The organism is Streptomyces aurantiacus (assembly GCF_027107535.1).
In the GTDB taxonomy this organism is placed as follows: domain Bacteria; phylum Actinomycetota; class Actinomycetes; order Streptomycetales; family Streptomycetaceae; genus Streptomyces.
In genome coordinates this window covers 8,935,352-8,951,013 of the sequence record NZ_CP114283.1, presented here as the reverse complement: position 1 = coordinate 8,951,013, position 15,662 = coordinate 8,935,352, and the positions used below count along the sequence as shown (strand labels likewise).

Below are 15,662 nucleotides of genomic sequence, written 5' to 3'. Positions count from 1 at the left end.
CCGCCCGCCGGTCTGCTCCACACTGGAGTCCGGACTCGACGCGGGACGCGGCAAGGAGGCAGGCGGGTGGCGCAGGCAGGGCTGTCGAGGCAGGAGCTGATCCAGCAGGGCAACCGGGCCGGATTCGTGGGCCGGGACGCCGAACGGGCCGCGTTTCTGCGGAACTTCGACCTCCCGGCCAGTGACGCCCGGCAGCGCTTCCGCTTCCATGTGCACGGCCCCGCCGGCGTCGGAAAGACTTTCCTGGTACAGGAGTTGCGGCACCTCGCCCGCGACCGCGGCGCGCTGACGGCGTACGTCGACGAGCGCGCCGGAAGCGTGCCGGAGACGATGGCGGAGATGTGCCGTCAGTTCGCCGACCAGGGGCGGCGGTTGAAGGATCTGGAACGGCGGCTGGCCCTGTACCGCGAGCGGCGGCACGAGGCGGAGGCGGCCGCGCTGGCCGCGCTCGCGCCGGAGCCCGGGACACCGACGGCCGGCAGCAGGGCCGCGGTGGGGCTCGGCCTCGCCGCCGTGGAGGCCACCGTGCCGGGCGGCGGCCTCCTCACGAGTGCCCTCCCCGCCGACCTGCTCGCCCAGGGAGCGGACCGTCTGCGGGCCGGTCTGAGCGCCCGCTTCCGCAATCCCGACGACATCGAACTGGTGATGTTCCCGGAGAAGGTGCTCACACCCGTCCTGCTCCGCGACCTGCGCGCCGCGGCCTCCGCCGTCCCGAGGATCGTCCTGTTCTTCGACACGTACGAACGGACCGGGCCGTTTCTCGACCCGTGGCTGCACGACATGGTCACGCGCCACGAGGCGGACAGCGGACTGCCGGCCACCGTCGTCGTGGTCACCGCCGGCCAGCGTCCCCTGGACACCGTTCGCGGGAGCGGCCCGGGCTCCGTGGCGGACGTGCCGCTGGCGCCGTTCACCGAGTCCGAGTCGCGCGGGCTGCTCGCCGGGAAGGGGGTCGTGGCCGAACCGGTCGTCAAGGAGGTGCTGCGCCTCACCGGCGGCCTGCCCGTCCTCGTGTCCACGCTCGCGGAGGCCCGCCCCGGCGACCCGGACGACGTGGGCGATCCGAGCACGACCGCCGTGAAACGGTTCCTCCAGTGGGAAGCCGACGACGCCCGTCGCCAGGTCGCCCGGATCTGCGCGCTGCCCCGGCGGCTGGACGCGGACGTGTTCCGGGTCCTCGTCGACCGCCCGGACGACGAACTGGACGCGCTGTACGACTGGTTGACGGGACTCCCGTTCGTCGGCGAGCGCGGGTCCCGAGTGCAGTACCACGACGTCGTACGGGCGCCGATGCTGCGGCTGGAGCGACGCCGGTCCCCGCGCGAGTGGGCCGGGCGGCACCGACGGCTGGCGGAGGCGTTCGCGCGGTGGCGGGCCGAGGCCGGGGCCGGCCGGGAGACCGAGAACCTGTGGGCGGACGAGGAATGGCGCGAGCTGCGCCTGGAGGAGACGTACCACCTGCTCTGCGCCCGGCCCCCTGCGGCGCTCGGCGCGGCGCTGCGGGCGCTGGTCGAGGCCTGCCGTGAGGACGGCGTCGTCGGCCGCCGCTGGGCGCGGATGCTGGAGGAAGCGGGCCACGCGGCGGACAATCCCGGCCTCGCCGAGTGGGGCGCGCGGCTGGGCGAGGCCCTGGAGGAAGACGGGGGCGGGGTGGCCGGCGCGATGAACCTGCTCCTGGCCCGGCCGGGACTGGACACGGCCGGCCGGGCGCTGGCGCACACCCTGCGGGGCAGGGAACTGCGCCACGGCGGCGAGTACCGGCAGGCCCTGGAGGAGTACGGGCGGGCCCTGGAGCTCGACCCGGAGCTCGCCTGGGCCCACTACGGCCGTGGCTTCACCCACCAGCTGCTGGGCGACTTCCCGGCAGCGCTGGCCGCCCTCGACCGGGCGGACGAACTGGCCCCCGGCACCGGGTGGATCATCGCCGGGCGCGCGGAGACCTACCGGCTGGCGGGCCGATTCGAGGAGGCCGTCGCCGATTTCGACCGTGCCGTCGTCCTCGACCCGACCGATGCCGAATCCCTGACCGGGCGGGCCGTGTGCCGCCACGTCCTCGGACGGTACGACGAGGCGCTCGCCGACTTCGACCGAGCGCTGAGCATCGAGGAGGACGACCCCTGGGCGCTGGTGCGCAGGGCGCGCCTGCACCGCACCAGGGGGGAGCTGGACGAGGCGTTCGCCGATTTCGACCGGGCGGTGCACGTCGCGCCCGACGCGTCGTGGGTCGCGTCGGAACGGGGTGACGCCTACCGGCTGGCCGACCGGTTCGAGGAGGCCGTCGCCGAGCTCGGCCGGGCCGTCTCCCTGGAACCCGACTACGCCTCGGCCCTGGCGAGCCGTGGTGCGGCCCTGCACGGCCTGGGCCGCCACGACGAGGCGCTGGCCGACCTCGGCCGTGCTGTCGAGCTGCGGCCCGACTACGCGTGGGCGCTGGTGACGAGGGCCCGGGCGAAGAACGAACTCGGTGACCGGGCAGGCATGTTCGAGGATCTGGAGCGGGCCGTCGAGGCGGCTCCGGACATCGACTGGATCGGTCACGAACTGGGCGTGGAGTACCGGCTGGCGGGCCGGTACGAGGAGGCGGTCGCCGCCTTCGGGCGCGTACTGGAGCAGAGCCCGGACGACCACCACGCGCTGGCCGAACTCGGAGCCACGCACCGCCTGCGAAGGGACCACCAGGAGGCTCTGCGGTATCTGGACCGCGCACTGGAGGTGAGTCCGGACCACGGGTGGGCGTACGCGTCACGTGCGCTGGTCGGCCTGGCGACCGGGCGGACCGAGCAGGCGCTGGCCGATCTGGACCGCTGCGTCGTCCTGGAGCATCAGGCGCCCTGGGCGCGCCGCGCGGCCATCGAGTTGCTGACGCAGTGCGGCCGCTGGGACGAGGCGTCCGCAGGGCTGGCCGACGCCGACCGGGCGGCGCGGCCCGACGACGACCTGGACGATCTGCGCTGCGCGGTGCAGCGCCATGCCGGGCAGTGGTCGCAGGCCCGGCGTACGGCGGAACGGGTGCGCGGGACGGAACCGATCCCGGGCACCTTCGAACTGGCGGTGACCGTCGGCCGGTGCGAGGGGCTGCCCGCCGCGGAACCCCTCTGGCGTGAGCTGGCACGCCTGGTGCGCTCGGACGCCGAACCGGACGGGCCGGACAGCGTCCTGGGAGAGCTGGAACGCGCACAGGGAAGGTGTTTCATCGGCTGCGCCCTCGCCGACTGGACCGACGCCGACCGAGGTCTGGCCGAGGTCCTGGCCATGGACCCCGGCTGGGACGACCTGGCGAACCTCGCCGCCGTCCTCACCGAACTGCTGGACAGCCCCGGCGCCGACCGGGGCCGCCTCGCACCCCGCCTCGCGGAGATCACGGCGGCGCGCGACGCGATCCGGGCGCGCTGCGCGCAATGACCGGTCGCTGAGCCGCGGCGCACCTCCGCCACGGCGTGCCCCGCCGGGGGCGGGGAACCGCGCGACCGGCCACGGCCCGCAGGTACCGGACAACCCTTCCGCGGAGCAGCCGCCTAGACGCCGGTACGCGAGGCGGAGGCATCCCCGGCCCGGTCCATCGGAAGGTGGATGACCAGCAGCACGACCCCGCTCATCAGAAAGACCCGCATCGCCGCGTCCAGACCGTTCCAGTCCTCCGACTGCCACATCGCGAACCACTCGCCGCCGATCGCGAGGAATCCGGCGCCGAAGAGCAGCATCAGCATCAGCAGACCGATGGTGGAGGTCCGCCGGGCGTTGACGTGGTCGTGCCGGAACCACTGGACCGTGGCCCAGATCAGGACGAGTGCGGCGATCGTCTCCCAGACGATGATCGCCACGTAGGCCGCGTCCTGGAGCCCCTTCGACTCCACGGCCCGCCACATCAGGTCGTCGTCCTTGAAGGTCGTGTCCATGGACAGGACGTGCTGGACGAACTGTTGGTTGGTGCCGAAGTCCGTGATGTTCCCGAACGCCACGAACGTGATGTAGAGAGCGACCGTGCCGGTGAGCAGGGTCGCCGCGAGCGGTAGCGCGCGTACCGAGGTCATCCTCAAGTCCCTTCGCAGACAGGTGTGTTGGTCAACGACGGGACGCCGCGGAGTATGCCGCGTCCGGGTGACGGATCAGCGGGACGGCCACGGCCGAGTCGGCGGCGGTCAGCGGAGCCGGTCGACGTACCGGTCGGTCCCCGGCACGGTGGGGATGAAGGGGGCCACCAACTCGACGCGTCCCAGCCCGCCCGCGGCGGAGCCGCTCATGGATGCAGCGGCCACCGGGGCCTCCAGCCCCGTGAAGTACTCCTCCCAGCACTCCCGGGGGTCCGCCTCCAGGAACCACAGCAGCGTCAGCCGCGTGTCGACGCCCTCGACCTGCTTCACGTACGACATGCGGTCGCCGGGGAGCGGGGTCGGGCGGAAGACCGTGACCATGGCGGCGGGGGAGCCCGCGAGGTGCTTGGGCAGGTGGCGGGAGCGCAGCCACTCCAGCAACTCGGTGCGCTGTTCCGGTGATTCGGCGTCGATCACCTGAAGCACCAGGCCCGCGTACGGGTGGTCGAGGGCGTGGAAGTCGCGCGGCCCGGCCGCCCCGTCCCGGTACACCGTCGCCTCGTGGTCCTGGAACGCGGTGAAGACGTGCGTACGGTCCTGGTAGACCCGGCCGTCCCGGTTCAGCCGCTTGTTGATGCCGACCGTCCACTTCATGTGCTCGTCGTAGCGGCCGTCAGTGACCCAGTACGTCGAGAGGTAGCAGCCGGCGGTGACCGGCTGGGCGACCGCGGACTTCTCGGGGTAGCGCAGGAGCTGGAGGTCGCGGGTCGCGACCCAGCGGCGGCCCGCCGCCATCCAGGGCATGGCCATCGCGCCCGCGTAGTAGTGGTCGTCCTCGTACCAGCGGTTGTACGCGTACTCGTGGCCCGGATGCGGCTCCACCATCGTGATCAGGGCGTGGCCGGGACGGACGCCGTACGGGCCGACGGCGGCCAGTTCCGCGTACACCTCGCTGCGCGTGTCGACCGGTGTGTCATCGAGCATGGCGCTCCCCCTTCTCCGTGTTCCTAGGGTTCCTAGGGTTTCTCGGGCTTCTCGGGTTCTTCAGGCTCTTCGCGTTCCTCGGGGCCTGTGTCCTCCGGGCTTCCGTCCTCCGCCGGACGCACCTACTCTGACGGACCGTCAGATCAACCGCCAGAGCCGGGAGGCCCGCAATGTCACTGCTCCAGGGCAAGACAGTCGTCGTCTCGGGGGTGGGCGCCGGACTCGGCCACCAGGTCGCGGCGGCGGTCGTGCGCGACGGCGGCAACGCCGTCCTCGGCGCGCGCACCGAGGCGAATCTCGCCAAGGCCGCCGCCGAACTCGACCCGGACGGCACGCACACGGCGTACCGGGCGACCGACATCACCGACGAGGCCCAGTGCGAGGCGCTGACGGCGCTCGCCGTGGAGCGCTTCGGCCGGCTCGACGCGGTCGTCCATGTGGCCGCCTGGGACAGCTACTTCGGCGGCCTGGAGGACGCGGACTTCGCCACCTGGCAGGCCGTGCTCGACGTGAACCTGCTCGGCACGCTGCGGATGACCCGCGCCTGCCTGCCCGCGCTGAAGGAGCGCGGCGGGTCGGTGGTCGTCATCGGGACGCAGTCGTCGGTCGCCGCCCCCTCCCAGGTGCGACAGGCGGCGTACGCGGCCTCGAAGGGCGCGCTGACCAGCGCGATGTACTCCATGGCGCGGGAGCTCGGTCCGCATCGGATCCGGGTGAACACCGTGCTGCCGGGGTGGATGTGGGGCCCGCCGGTGGAGGCGTACGTGCAGTTCACCGCGTACACCGAGGGCGTGCCGGAGGCCGAGGTGCTGGAGCGGCTGACCTCGCGGATGGCGCTGCCCGAGCTGGCCACGGACGGAGACGTGGCGGACGCCGCGGTGTTCCTGGCGTCGGACCGGGCACGGGCGATCACAGGGCAGTCCTTGCTGGTCAACGCGGGGGAGCTGATGCGGTAGTCGCCACGCACCATGTTCAGAAACATGAACCGAGGTCAGTAAGCAGAACTATTTTACCTCCCTTTGACTGTACGAGTGGTTGTCGGAGTCATGCCATCAAACCCACGATGAGCGGGCGCTTCACGACCCTGGGAGGGGGCACATGAACGGTCTCGACTGGGCCGTGCTCATCGGCTACTTCGGTGTGATGGTCGCGATCGGCCTGTGGTCCCACAAACGTGTGGACGACGTCAGCGACTTCTTCACGGCCGGCGGCAAGATGCCGTGGTGGCTGTCGGGCATCTCGCACCACATGTCCGGCTACAGCGCCGTGATGTTCACGGGCTACGCGGCAATCGCCTACACGTACGGCGTCACTTCCTACGTCACCTGGTCCTTCCCGATCGCCATCGGCATCGCGATCGGCGCGAAGCTGTTCGCGCCCCGGCTCAACCGGGTGCGCTCTCGGCTGCACGTGGCCTCGCCACTGGAGTACCTGAAGAACCGCTACAACCTGCCCACGCAGCAGGCGCTCGCCTGGTCCGGCGTCCTGCTGAAGATCGTGGACGTCGGCGCCAAGTGGGCCGCCATCGCCACCCTGTTGTCCGTCTTCACCGGTGTCTCGCTCAACATGGGCATCCTCATCACCGGCGCGGTGACGGCCGTCTACTGCACGGTCGGCGGGCTCTGGGCCGACGCCCTCACCGAACTCGGCCAGTTCATCATCCAGTTCGTCGCCGGCATCGCGATGCTCGTCGCCGTCATGGCCGAGCTGAACGGCTTCGGCACCCTCTGGAGCGTCTGGGACGAGCCCGCGCTCGACGGCCACACCAAGCCGCTGGCCGGCCCGTACATGATGGTCTTCCTGATCGCGTACCTGTTCATCAAGACCTTCGAGTACAACGGCGGCATGTGGAACCAGGCCCAGCGCTACATGGCCACGGACTCCGCGAAGTCCGCCACGCGCTCGGCCGCGCTGTCCGCCGCGCTCTGGCTGGTCTGGCCGCTCGTGCTGTTCTTCCCGATGTGGGTCGCGCCGCTGATCATCAAGACGGACGCGCCGGGCGACTCGTACGCGCTGATGGCCGAACAGCTGTTGCCGCACGGGCTGTTGGGTCTGGTCGTCGTCGGATTCTTCTCCCACACCATGGCGATGTGCTCGTCCGACGCCAACGCGATCGCCGCAGTCGTCACCCGCGACATCATGCCCGCGGTCTCACGCAAGGCGCGCGAGTGGGACACCCGGATGGGACTGCTGGCCGCCCGCTGGGCCACGCTGCTCTTCCTCGGTCTGTCGATGGCCATCGCGACCCAGGTCAACTCCGCCTTCTTCGGCGACATCATCACCGTCGTCATCAAGTGGGTGGCGGGCCTGATGGGTCCGATCGCGATCCCGCTGATGCTGGGCCTGCTGCCGTGGTTCCGCAAGAGCGGCCCGACGGCGGCACTGATCAGCTGGGGCGTCGGACTGGTCACCTTCTGGCTGGTCAACTACCCGATCAGCTGGAACGTCGACGGCGGAGTCCCGCTCCAGTACCAGGTGTCGATCCCGCTCGCGGTGTCGCTCGTCCTCTACATCGTCGTCGGCTACGTGAAGCCGGAGGACACCCCGGAAAGGGACGCGCTCATCGCGAAGATCAACACGGATGACGGCGGATCCACCGCCGCGGCGGTACCGGCCCCGGCCGGACCCGTGGACGACGTGGTGGGCACGCCGGTCAAGGACTGATCCGCACACGCGAGGCAGGAGGGCGACCGCTCGGGAACGAGCGGTCGCCCCGACCTGTTCCGGGGCGCACCGGCCGTGCACCGGCCGCGTGGCGGCCGACGATCCGCGGAGGCGGCCGACGGTCTGCGTGATTCAGACCGCCGGGACCGGCGTGCCTCCCGGCAGGGCCGCGTACCCGCGCGGATACCGGGCCAGCCAGCCCGGTGAGGAGCCCGCCGGACCGTGCAGGGCCGGGCCCTGGGTCATCTCCATCGCGAAGTCGTCCGCGAGGACCAGCATGGTGGGGCGGCCCTCCAGCTCGGCCAGCCAGGACGGCGGAAGGGCCGTCTCGCCGTGCATGGCTCCGAGCAGCGCGCCGGTGAGGGCGCCGGCGGCGGCCGACGCGCCACCGTGGTTCACCGACAGGCACAGCCCGTGCCGGGTGTCCTCGCCGACCAGCGCGCAGTACACGGCCACCGAGAGCAGCCCGTCCGCCGTGCCGTCCCCGGCCAGGTCCTCGACCCGGGCCGGAGTCGGCATGCCCTGCCGTACGGCCCCCAGAGCCCGCTGCAGCGCCTCCGCGACGGGCTTCTGCCCCGGGCGGGCGGCCAGCAGCTGCAGCGCCCGCTGGACGGCGGTGTCGAGGCTCTCACCGCGCGCGAGCCCGTGCACGATGACGGCGTACGCGCCCGCCGACAGGTAGGCCAGGGGGTGGCCGTGCGTCTGCGCCGAACACTCCACCGCGAGCTGCATGACGAGCTGCGGCTCCCAGCCGACCAGCAGCCCGAACGGCGCGGAGCGGGCCGTGGCCTCCACCCCCCGCTCGTCGGGGTTCTTGGGTGCGTCCAGCGTGCCCATCAGCTCGTCGCCGAGGCCGATCAGACAGGCGCGCGCGGGCTCACGCCGGGCGTACAGCCACTCCTCGCGCGCCAGCCACCCGTCCTCCTTGCGCCGTTCGTCCGGGCCCCAGTCGCGCTGCGTGGAGGCCCACCGCAGATAGGCGCGGTGCAGATCCGTCGGCGGATGCCAGGCGCCGGTGTCCCGGCGCACCTGGGCCCGTATCAGCCCGTCGACCGAGAACAGGTTCAGCTGGGTGAGATGCGAGACGGCCCCGCGCCTGCCGTGGCCGAAGGCCAGGTCGGTGAGCCCCTCCGCGCCGTGCGCCTCACGGATCTGTTCCAGCGTGAGGCCCTCGACGGGCGAACCCAGCGCGTCACCGACCGCCGCGCCGAGGAGCGTGCCACGCACCCGGCTGCGGAAGTCCTGCTGTTCGGCGCGGCCCCAGACGGCACCGGCTGTCGCACCCACCGAGGCCTCCTGAGATCCCGATCCGATTCCGTCCGTACGGTCGACAGCTCAGCACTGTAATCGAACAGGAACGGTCGGTTGAGAGGCGGAACGGTATGTGAACAGTGAGGCGACTGATCATATTTGGCGGGGATCGGAACGCATTTCCGTCGGTCCGCCGCCGTGGAAAGAAAGATCCACGCGGACGATCACGGATTTCATGTGCGACATCTGCGCGGCATGCACACAAATGCAGGGGCCCTTCAGCGATCACCCGGACAGGGCCGAGCCCCCTCGGCCGGGACGGCGGGCCAGTCGAGAGGGCTCTTTCATGGTGCGTGTGCAGTTGTTGATCCAGTTGTCGGTGCTCTTGCTGTGCGTACCGCTTCTGCTGTGCGTACTGCGCGAGGCATCCGTTGAGATCAGACGGTGCCGCGGCTCACTTCTGAGACGAAGGCGTTCCACGACTCCGCCGGGAAGGCCAGTGTGGGGCCTTCGACGACCTTGGAGTCGCGGACGGCCATCGCCGCCAGGACAGGGGACTTGACCTCGACGCATGCGCCGTTTCCTTGGGAGTACGAAGACTTCGTCCACGTGTCCGAGGAGCCCTGCTTGATTGCCATGTTCGCTCCGGTAGCCAGTTGCTGAGTTGCTGTCACCGAGCTGAGGGTCCCCTGTGGAACCCACGGTTCGGATTGCGCCAAGGTCGTTGCTCCCTGGCGTGATCGACGCTACTCGCCAACATCGGCGTACGAAGAGACTATTCACTCGACCGGATGGCATATACCAGCTGGGTCTTCCGTCGTGATAGGCCGAGGGTGTATTGTCCCGCCCTTCTCGCAGGGGCGGTCGAAATCGGCCCCGAATCAGTTCAGTGCGCGTAGTCCTTCGCGACGTCGGCGATGAACTCACGGGACTGGTCCGCGTTGAGCGCCTGCGCCCGCAGATGCTCGTACATGACGCTGTACTTCTGGACGTCGTTCGCCTTCTCCAGGTACAGGTCGCTCGTGACGCCCTCGATGTAGACCACGCTGGAGTCGGCCGCGTCGGGGAACTCGAGGATCGCGTACTGACCGCTCACCCCCGGATGGGCGCCCATCGTGAACGGGATGACCTGCACCGTCACGTGCGGCACGTGGGACATCTCGACGAGGTGCTCCAACTGCTCGATCATCACCTGCTTGTTGCCCACGGTCCTGCGCAGCGCGGCCTCGTCCAGGACGGCCCACAGCCGCAAGGGGTTCTCCAGGTCGGAGATACGTTCCTGTCGCCGCAGCCGTACCTGCACACGCTTGTCGATGTCACCGGGGGCCGCCTCGGGGAGCGCGCCCTGGATCAGCGACTCGGCGTACGGACGGGTCTGCAGCAGGCCCGGCACGACCAGCGGGTCGTAGACGCGCAGACTCGCCGCGTCGGTCTCCAGACCGATGTAGACGCTGTAGGGGATGTCGCCGAAGGAGTGCCACCAGCCCTGCTGGCGCGAGTCCTTGGCCATCTGCATCAGCGAGTCGACGATCCGGACGTCCTCGACCTCGTACACCCCGCACAGGTCGCGGACGTCGCGCTGGCTGATGCTGCGCCGCCCGTTCTCCAGGCGGCTGATCTTCGACTGCGAGACGAGCAGCCGCTCGGCGACCTCTTCGGCCGTCATGCCCTTGAGCTCGCGGAGCCGTCGCAGCTCCTGGCCCAACCGGCGTCGCCTGACGGTGGGATTGACATTGGACGCCACGGGACGTGCACCTCCGGCTGCGTGCTGCCTGTACTTTGCGTATCTGCTGTTGAGCAGATTGCCACCAAGGCGCTTACTACCGCTGGGAAACAGCGGATATGCCGTGCGTACACGCCACTTGTCGCCACCTCGCGCCACCTTGCCGTCCGTACGGCGACGGACGACTGTGGACACACGGCCGCGCGGGGCGACGGGCCTGTCGTCGTCCCGACGAACGGCCCGTCGCCCCGCGCGGCCCAGCGGCTCCCGAACCGGGTACTGGCGACTGCGGTGCGGCGCTGACGTGCGTGACGCGCGAGCGCGGTGCACGTGGGTGCTGCGGAGTTACTGCGGATGCTGTGCGTACTGCGGATGCTGCGCGTACTGCCGTACTGCGGTCGTAACGGTGGGTGCCGTGGACCAGCGACTCAGTGGGCCACGGCGCGCGCCATCGAACCGCGGCGCGGTTGCATCGGAACGCCCCTGGCGGGCTCCGGTGCGGGCCTGGCTCCGGGTGCGGCCTGACGGCCGGCCGGTGCCGGGCTGCGGCGCGGCTGTGCGGCCACACCGTTCTGGACGTCCATCACGGCGTGTGCCACGAGGCCGCCCATGGGGTCGTGCCTGATCAGATCCCGGAGACGGGAGCGCGACGAACGCCCTTCGTTCCCCGGGTAGAGGTGCTTGCCCAGGCCGACGGCGTGCGCCAGCGCGGCCAGTGCGGCGGTCCGCGGGTCCGGCGGTACGCCGGTGCGGATCGCGCTGTCCAGCCGGGCCCTGATCTCCCGGCTGATCTCCGTGTCCGTCGCCTGATAGCGAGTTGTCGGAAGCACCCCGCACATCTGACCCGCCACGGCATGGACCATGCCGCATCGCTCCAGATGCGAGAGATATGTCTGGCGCAGCCCCAGTCGGGGCCCGCCGATCCAGTTCACAGCGCGTACTGGAGCACCCCGCCTGCGGAGTAGTTCCAGCGCACAGTCCAAGGTCGGATCTCCGGTCGGCCGTGGTGCCACCACGGCGATACGATCCCCGTCTGGGGCTATCCGTCCGGCCAGCGCCAGCTCCACTAGCTGTGCTCCGGCCAGACCGAGGTCGAGCGACTGTGGCTGTGCGGTGGTACCCGTGGTCGGGTCCAGCGCCAGCAACAGAAGCTCCTCCGGAATTGTTCTGCGGCTCCTGCCCATCCATGCCTCCCCGCGTGGATGAATGACAGGGTGACCCCTCTCACATTGGTCTGTCGAGAGTGCGTGACCGGTTCGTAGTGGAACCGATAGATATGTCGTTCTCGTCTACTGCAGGGGCTAAGCCCCCACACAGGACACTGGTACACGGTTCGGACACGGGTGTCCGGGCCGCGTGTGCACTGGTTCACGGGTTCATGGTTCGGTTGGGCGCACGGTGTGTGGCGCACGGAGGAGGCATCGGTGGCGGGCGAGTCCCCCGACAGGTCGAAGCAGCACGAGTCGTCGGCAGAACCGACGTCGGGGAGCAGGGCTCCGGTTCCGGACCCGCGGCTCGCGGTCGCACGGGAGGCCGTGACGGCGGCCTCCCGGGCGGACACGGCCACGGCGGTGTTCTCGACGAAGAGCGCCGCGGGTTCGGCGCGTTCCGCGGATTCAGCGGATGCGGCGGATGCGGCGGAGCCGGAGGGCTCCGACGGGCCGGCCGCCGGGAGTTCCCGGGGGAGTGACGGTTCTGCGGAGCCGGAGAAGACCGCGGAGGGCGGCGCCCAGGGCGCAGGGGGCGGCGACGCGCGCCTGCGGAACGCTGTGGCGGCCTGGGTCGCCACGGCGGACGAGAAGACGCCTGAGGGCGCTTCTGCGGACGAGGGCGCAGGCGACGGCGCTGATGACGGCGCGGGCGAGGGCGCGGCGCCGGAAGCGCCGGGTGCGGACTCGGCCTCGGGTGCGGACTCGGTCTCGGGTTCGAGTTCGGGCTCGGGCTCGACCGGGAGTGATGACGCTGCCGCCGATGCCGATGCCGATGCCGATGCCGATGCCGATGCCGATGCCGGCGACCCGGGCGCAGACGCGGAGGTCGAGTCCGAGGCCGAGGCCGAAGTTGGGTCCGAGAGTCATGTTTCGCAGGACGCGCAGGACGCGCAGGACGCGCAGGACGTGAGCGAGGCAGAGGCGGAGGCTCCTTCGTCCGGCGCGGACTCCGAGCCGGAGGACGCCGCCCCTGCGGACGCACCGGCCGAGGAGGTCGCTCCCGACAGCGCCACGCCCGACGCCGACTCCGTCACTGCTGCGAAGGACGCCGACGCCGACGCCGAGCGTGAGCCCGGCAGCAGGTCGACGGACGCGGTGACGTCGCAGCCGAAGGCCGAGACCGCGGCCGACACTGAGGCCGAAGCCGAAGCCGAAGCCGAAGCCGACGACGAAACCGACGACGAAACCGACGACGAAGCGCCGGGTGAGGCGGAGAGCGAGCCGAAGGACGCCGCTCCGAAGGACGCCGCTCCCGCCGACGCGCCGGCCAAGGCCACCGCCACGGATGCGGATGCCGAGGTCGAGGACGCAACTCCGGCTGCCTCCGCCGGGGCCGGAACTGTCGCGGTGGACGCCGCCGAGGACGAGGCTCCCGCCGCCGAGTCGGATTCCGCTGCGGACATGGCCTCCGGCGCGGACCGGGACTCGGGTGACGGCAAGGACGCCGGCGCCGCCAAGGATTCGGGCCCCGCATCGGACTCCGCCGCCGCCAAGGATTCGGACTCCGCCGCAGACGCGGACAAGCCCGAGCCCCGCGTCGACCAGGCCACCGCCGTCTTCAAGCGGCCGCCCACCGTGGATCAGCCCACGACCATGCTCAAGCTGGGCGGCGCCAAGCCCGCCACTGGTGACGGCAAGCCCGGTGAGCAGTCCGCCTCCGGAGCGGATTCCGGGGCCGGAGCGAAGGCCGGGGCCGGGCCGGACGCCGGAGCGGGCAAGGTCGTCGAGCCGGGCAAGGCCACCGGAACCGGCAAGGACGGCAGCGCGGAGGCCGGTGGCAAGGCGGCCGCCGAGGCCGAGGTCGAGCGCACCAGCAAGTTCGTGGCCCTCAAGCCGCTCGACGAGCCCGCGCCGCCGAAGGCGAAGCCCGCCGCCTCGCCCTCGGTGCCACCTGCCGCCGATACCACCGCCATCCCACAGGTCGGCCCCGAACGGACGACGCAGCAGCCCCTCCCGCCGCGGCCCCCGCTGGACCTGCTGGCGGAGCTGACGAACACGCCGGCGCCCCGGCAGACACCGGTGCGGACGCTCGTGCGCCGGGTCAAGATCTGGACCCCGTTGGTGCTGCTGCTGGCCGTGGTGTTTGCAGTCGTACAGGCCGTACGTCCACTGCCGGCCCCCACCCTCGCGCTGACCGCCGACAAGTCGTACGCCTTCGAGGGCAACAAGGTCGCCCTGCCGTGGCCCGAGGAGGGCCAGGGCTGGATGGACGTCAACGGCATCGGCACGGTCGACACGTTCGGGGAGCAGAAGCCCGTCGCGATCGGCTCGGTCGCCAAGGCCATGACGGCGTACGTGATCCTCAAGGAGCACCCGCTGAAGCCCGGCGAGGACGGCGAGAAGATCCCCGTCGACGCGAAGGCGGAGACGGAGGGCGGCTTCGACAAGGACGGCGAGTCGACGCTCAACACCGTCAAGGAGGGCGACACCCTCACCGAGAAGGACGCCCTCGCGGCCATCATGATCCCCTCCGCGAACAACATCGCGCGGCTGCTGGCCCGTTGGGACTCCAACGGTTCCGAGGAGGCGTTCGTCAAGAAGATGAACGACGCCGCCAAGGACCTCGGGATGACCAACACGACGTACACCGACCCCTCGGGTCTGAAGGAGACCACGGTCTCCACCGCCGAGGACCAGGTGAAGCTCGGCAACGAGCTCGTGGACATCCAGGCGCTGGTGGACATCACCAAGCTGCCGAGCTGGGTGGACCCGTCCGGCAAGAAGTGGGACAACTACAACCGCCTCGTGCCGTACAACAACGCCATCGGCATCAAGACCGGCTCCACCACCAAGGCCGGCGGCAACCTGCTGTTCGCGGCCACGCAGGAGGTCGGCGGCGAGAACGTCATCGTCGTCGGCGCCATCCTCGGCCAGCACACCCCGCCGATCATCGACACGGTCAACGCGGTCAGCAAGACGGCGATGATCGCCGCCCAGGAGGCGCTGACCTCGCGGAAGATCCTGAAGAAGGGTGACGTCGTCGGGTATGTGGACGACGGGCTCGGCGGCCGTACGCCGGTCGTCGCGACGAAGGACGTCTCCGCGGTGGGCTGGGCCGGACAGACCGTCAAGCTGAAGCTGAGTGAGGACGGCACAGCCATCCCGCACGAGGCGAAGGCGGGAACCAAGGTCGGCTCGCTGAGCGTCGGGGACGGTACGACGGGCGACGCGGTCGACGTTCCGGTCGCGCTCCAGTCGGACCTCACCGAACCGGGCTACGGCGCCAAGCTGACCCGGGTGAGCTGACAGGGAGTACGCCCCAGGAGCAGTCGAACCGACCGCACCCCGCCGACGAGCACCATCCAGGAGCCCTCCGGCGGGGTGCGTGCTAGCGTCGCGAGAACGGGGCAGGTCGCCCGCCCGCGGGGCCCGGCCGAGAGTGGAACAACGGGACACGGGAGTACCTTCACGTGGCGACAGCGGAGCCGACGCACGCCGACGACGCCGAGCCGAGCCGAGGGGCCGGCCCGCGAATAGGCGTGCGTACACGGCACGTCGAGAGCCCCGGCACCGCCGGGCAGACCGACAGTGCCGCACCGTCCGGCACCTCCGGACCTCAGGACGTCGGCGAGGAGCCCACCGGCCCGGACGAGGGCTCCACCGATCCCGGCCAGGGGTCCACCGATCCCCACGACGGGGCGACCGGGCCGCGCGAGGCTCCCGCCGAGTCCGAGGACGAGGACGCGAAGGCCGACGGGCATCCGAAGGCCGACGTGGACCACGACGGCCCGGACGACGGTGGGACCGGTGGTGAGGGCGGCGGCCCGGACGAGTCCGCCGACGGCGGCGCCGGCTCGG

11 protein-coding genes are annotated in these 15,662 nt (G+C 71.0%); 4 read left to right on the top strand and 7 right to left on the bottom strand.

Annotated elements, in window-relative coordinates; genetic code table 11:
• Positions 1–66: 66 nt before the first annotated feature.
• Positions 67–3,402 (top strand): tetratricopeptide repeat protein, encoded by a 3,336-nt coding sequence (locus tag O1Q96_RS41430; protein WP_269252997.1) that lies wholly within the window; start codon positions 67–69, stop codon positions 3,400–3,402.
• Between the two features lie 113 nt (positions 3,403–3,515).
• Here O1Q96_RS41430 and O1Q96_RS41425 read toward each other — a convergent pair whose 3' ends face one another.
• Together O1Q96_RS41425 and O1Q96_RS41420 are read right to left on the bottom strand one after the other, a co-directional pair.
• Complete coding sequence (locus tag O1Q96_RS41425) at positions 3,516–4,031, bottom strand: DUF2165 domain-containing protein (protein ID WP_269252996.1); 516 nt, start codon at positions 4,029–4,031, stop codon at positions 3,516–3,518.
• A 108-nt stretch (positions 4,032–4,139) separates the two neighbouring features.
• A complete protein-coding gene (locus O1Q96_RS41420) occupies positions 4,140–5,015 on the bottom strand; it encodes a hypothetical protein (RefSeq protein WP_269252995.1) in 876 nt (291 codons plus the stop codon).
• 170 nt (positions 5,016–5,185) lie between these two features.
• Here O1Q96_RS41420 and O1Q96_RS41415 point away from each other — a divergent pair, with 170 nt between their 5' ends.
• Together O1Q96_RS41415 and O1Q96_RS41410 are read left to right on the top strand one after the other, a co-directional pair.
• Complete coding sequence (locus O1Q96_RS41415; protein WP_269252994.1) at positions 5,186–5,971, top strand: SDR family oxidoreductase; 786 nt, start codon at positions 5,186–5,188, stop codon at positions 5,969–5,971.
• 142 nt (positions 5,972–6,113) lie between these two features.
• A complete protein-coding gene (locus tag O1Q96_RS41410) occupies positions 6,114–7,679 on the top strand; it encodes a sodium:solute symporter family protein (RefSeq protein ID WP_269252993.1) in 1,566 nt (521 codons plus the stop codon).
• 132 nt (positions 7,680–7,811) lie between these two features.
• Here O1Q96_RS41410 and O1Q96_RS41405 read toward each other — a convergent pair whose 3' ends face one another.
• The 5 genes from O1Q96_RS41405 to O1Q96_RS41385 all read right to left on the bottom strand — a co-directional run bounded on the left by O1Q96_RS41405 (position 7,812) and on the right by O1Q96_RS41385 (position 12,731).
• Positions 7,812–8,966 carry an ADP-ribosylglycohydrolase family protein gene (locus O1Q96_RS41405; protein ID WP_269252992.1) on the bottom strand — a complete coding sequence of 385 codons (1,155 nt, stop codon included), beginning with the start codon at positions 8,964–8,966 and terminating at the stop codon, positions 7,812–7,814.
• Positions 8,967–9,367: 401 nt separating this feature from the next.
• Positions 9,368–9,568, bottom strand: a complete 201-nt coding sequence (locus tag O1Q96_RS41400) for a DUF397 domain-containing protein (protein WP_217459233.1) — start codon at positions 9,566–9,568, stop codon at positions 9,368–9,370.
• A gap of 248 nt (positions 9,569–9,816) precedes the next feature.
• Positions 9,817–10,674, bottom strand: a complete 858-nt coding sequence (locus tag O1Q96_RS41395; protein ID WP_217459232.1) for a helix-turn-helix domain-containing protein — start codon at positions 10,672–10,674, stop codon at positions 9,817–9,819.
• 407 nt (positions 10,675–11,081) lie between these two features.
• Positions 11,082–11,837, bottom strand: coding sequence for a GOLPH3/VPS74 family protein (locus tag O1Q96_RS41390; protein ID WP_217459231.1), 756 nt, complete (start codon positions 11,835–11,837; stop codon positions 11,082–11,084).
• 432 nt (positions 11,838–12,269) lie between these two features.
• Positions 12,270–12,731, bottom strand: coding sequence for a hypothetical protein (locus O1Q96_RS41385; protein ID WP_269252991.1), 462 nt, complete (start codon positions 12,729–12,731; stop codon positions 12,270–12,272).
• A gap of 39 nt (positions 12,732–12,770) precedes the next feature.
• Here O1Q96_RS41385 and O1Q96_RS41380 point away from each other — a divergent pair, with 39 nt between their 5' ends.
• A complete protein-coding gene (locus O1Q96_RS41380) occupies positions 12,771–15,110 on the top strand; it encodes a D-alanyl-D-alanine carboxypeptidase family protein (RefSeq protein WP_269252990.1) in 2,340 nt (779 codons plus the stop codon).
• Positions 15,111–15,662: the final 552 nt, after the last annotated feature.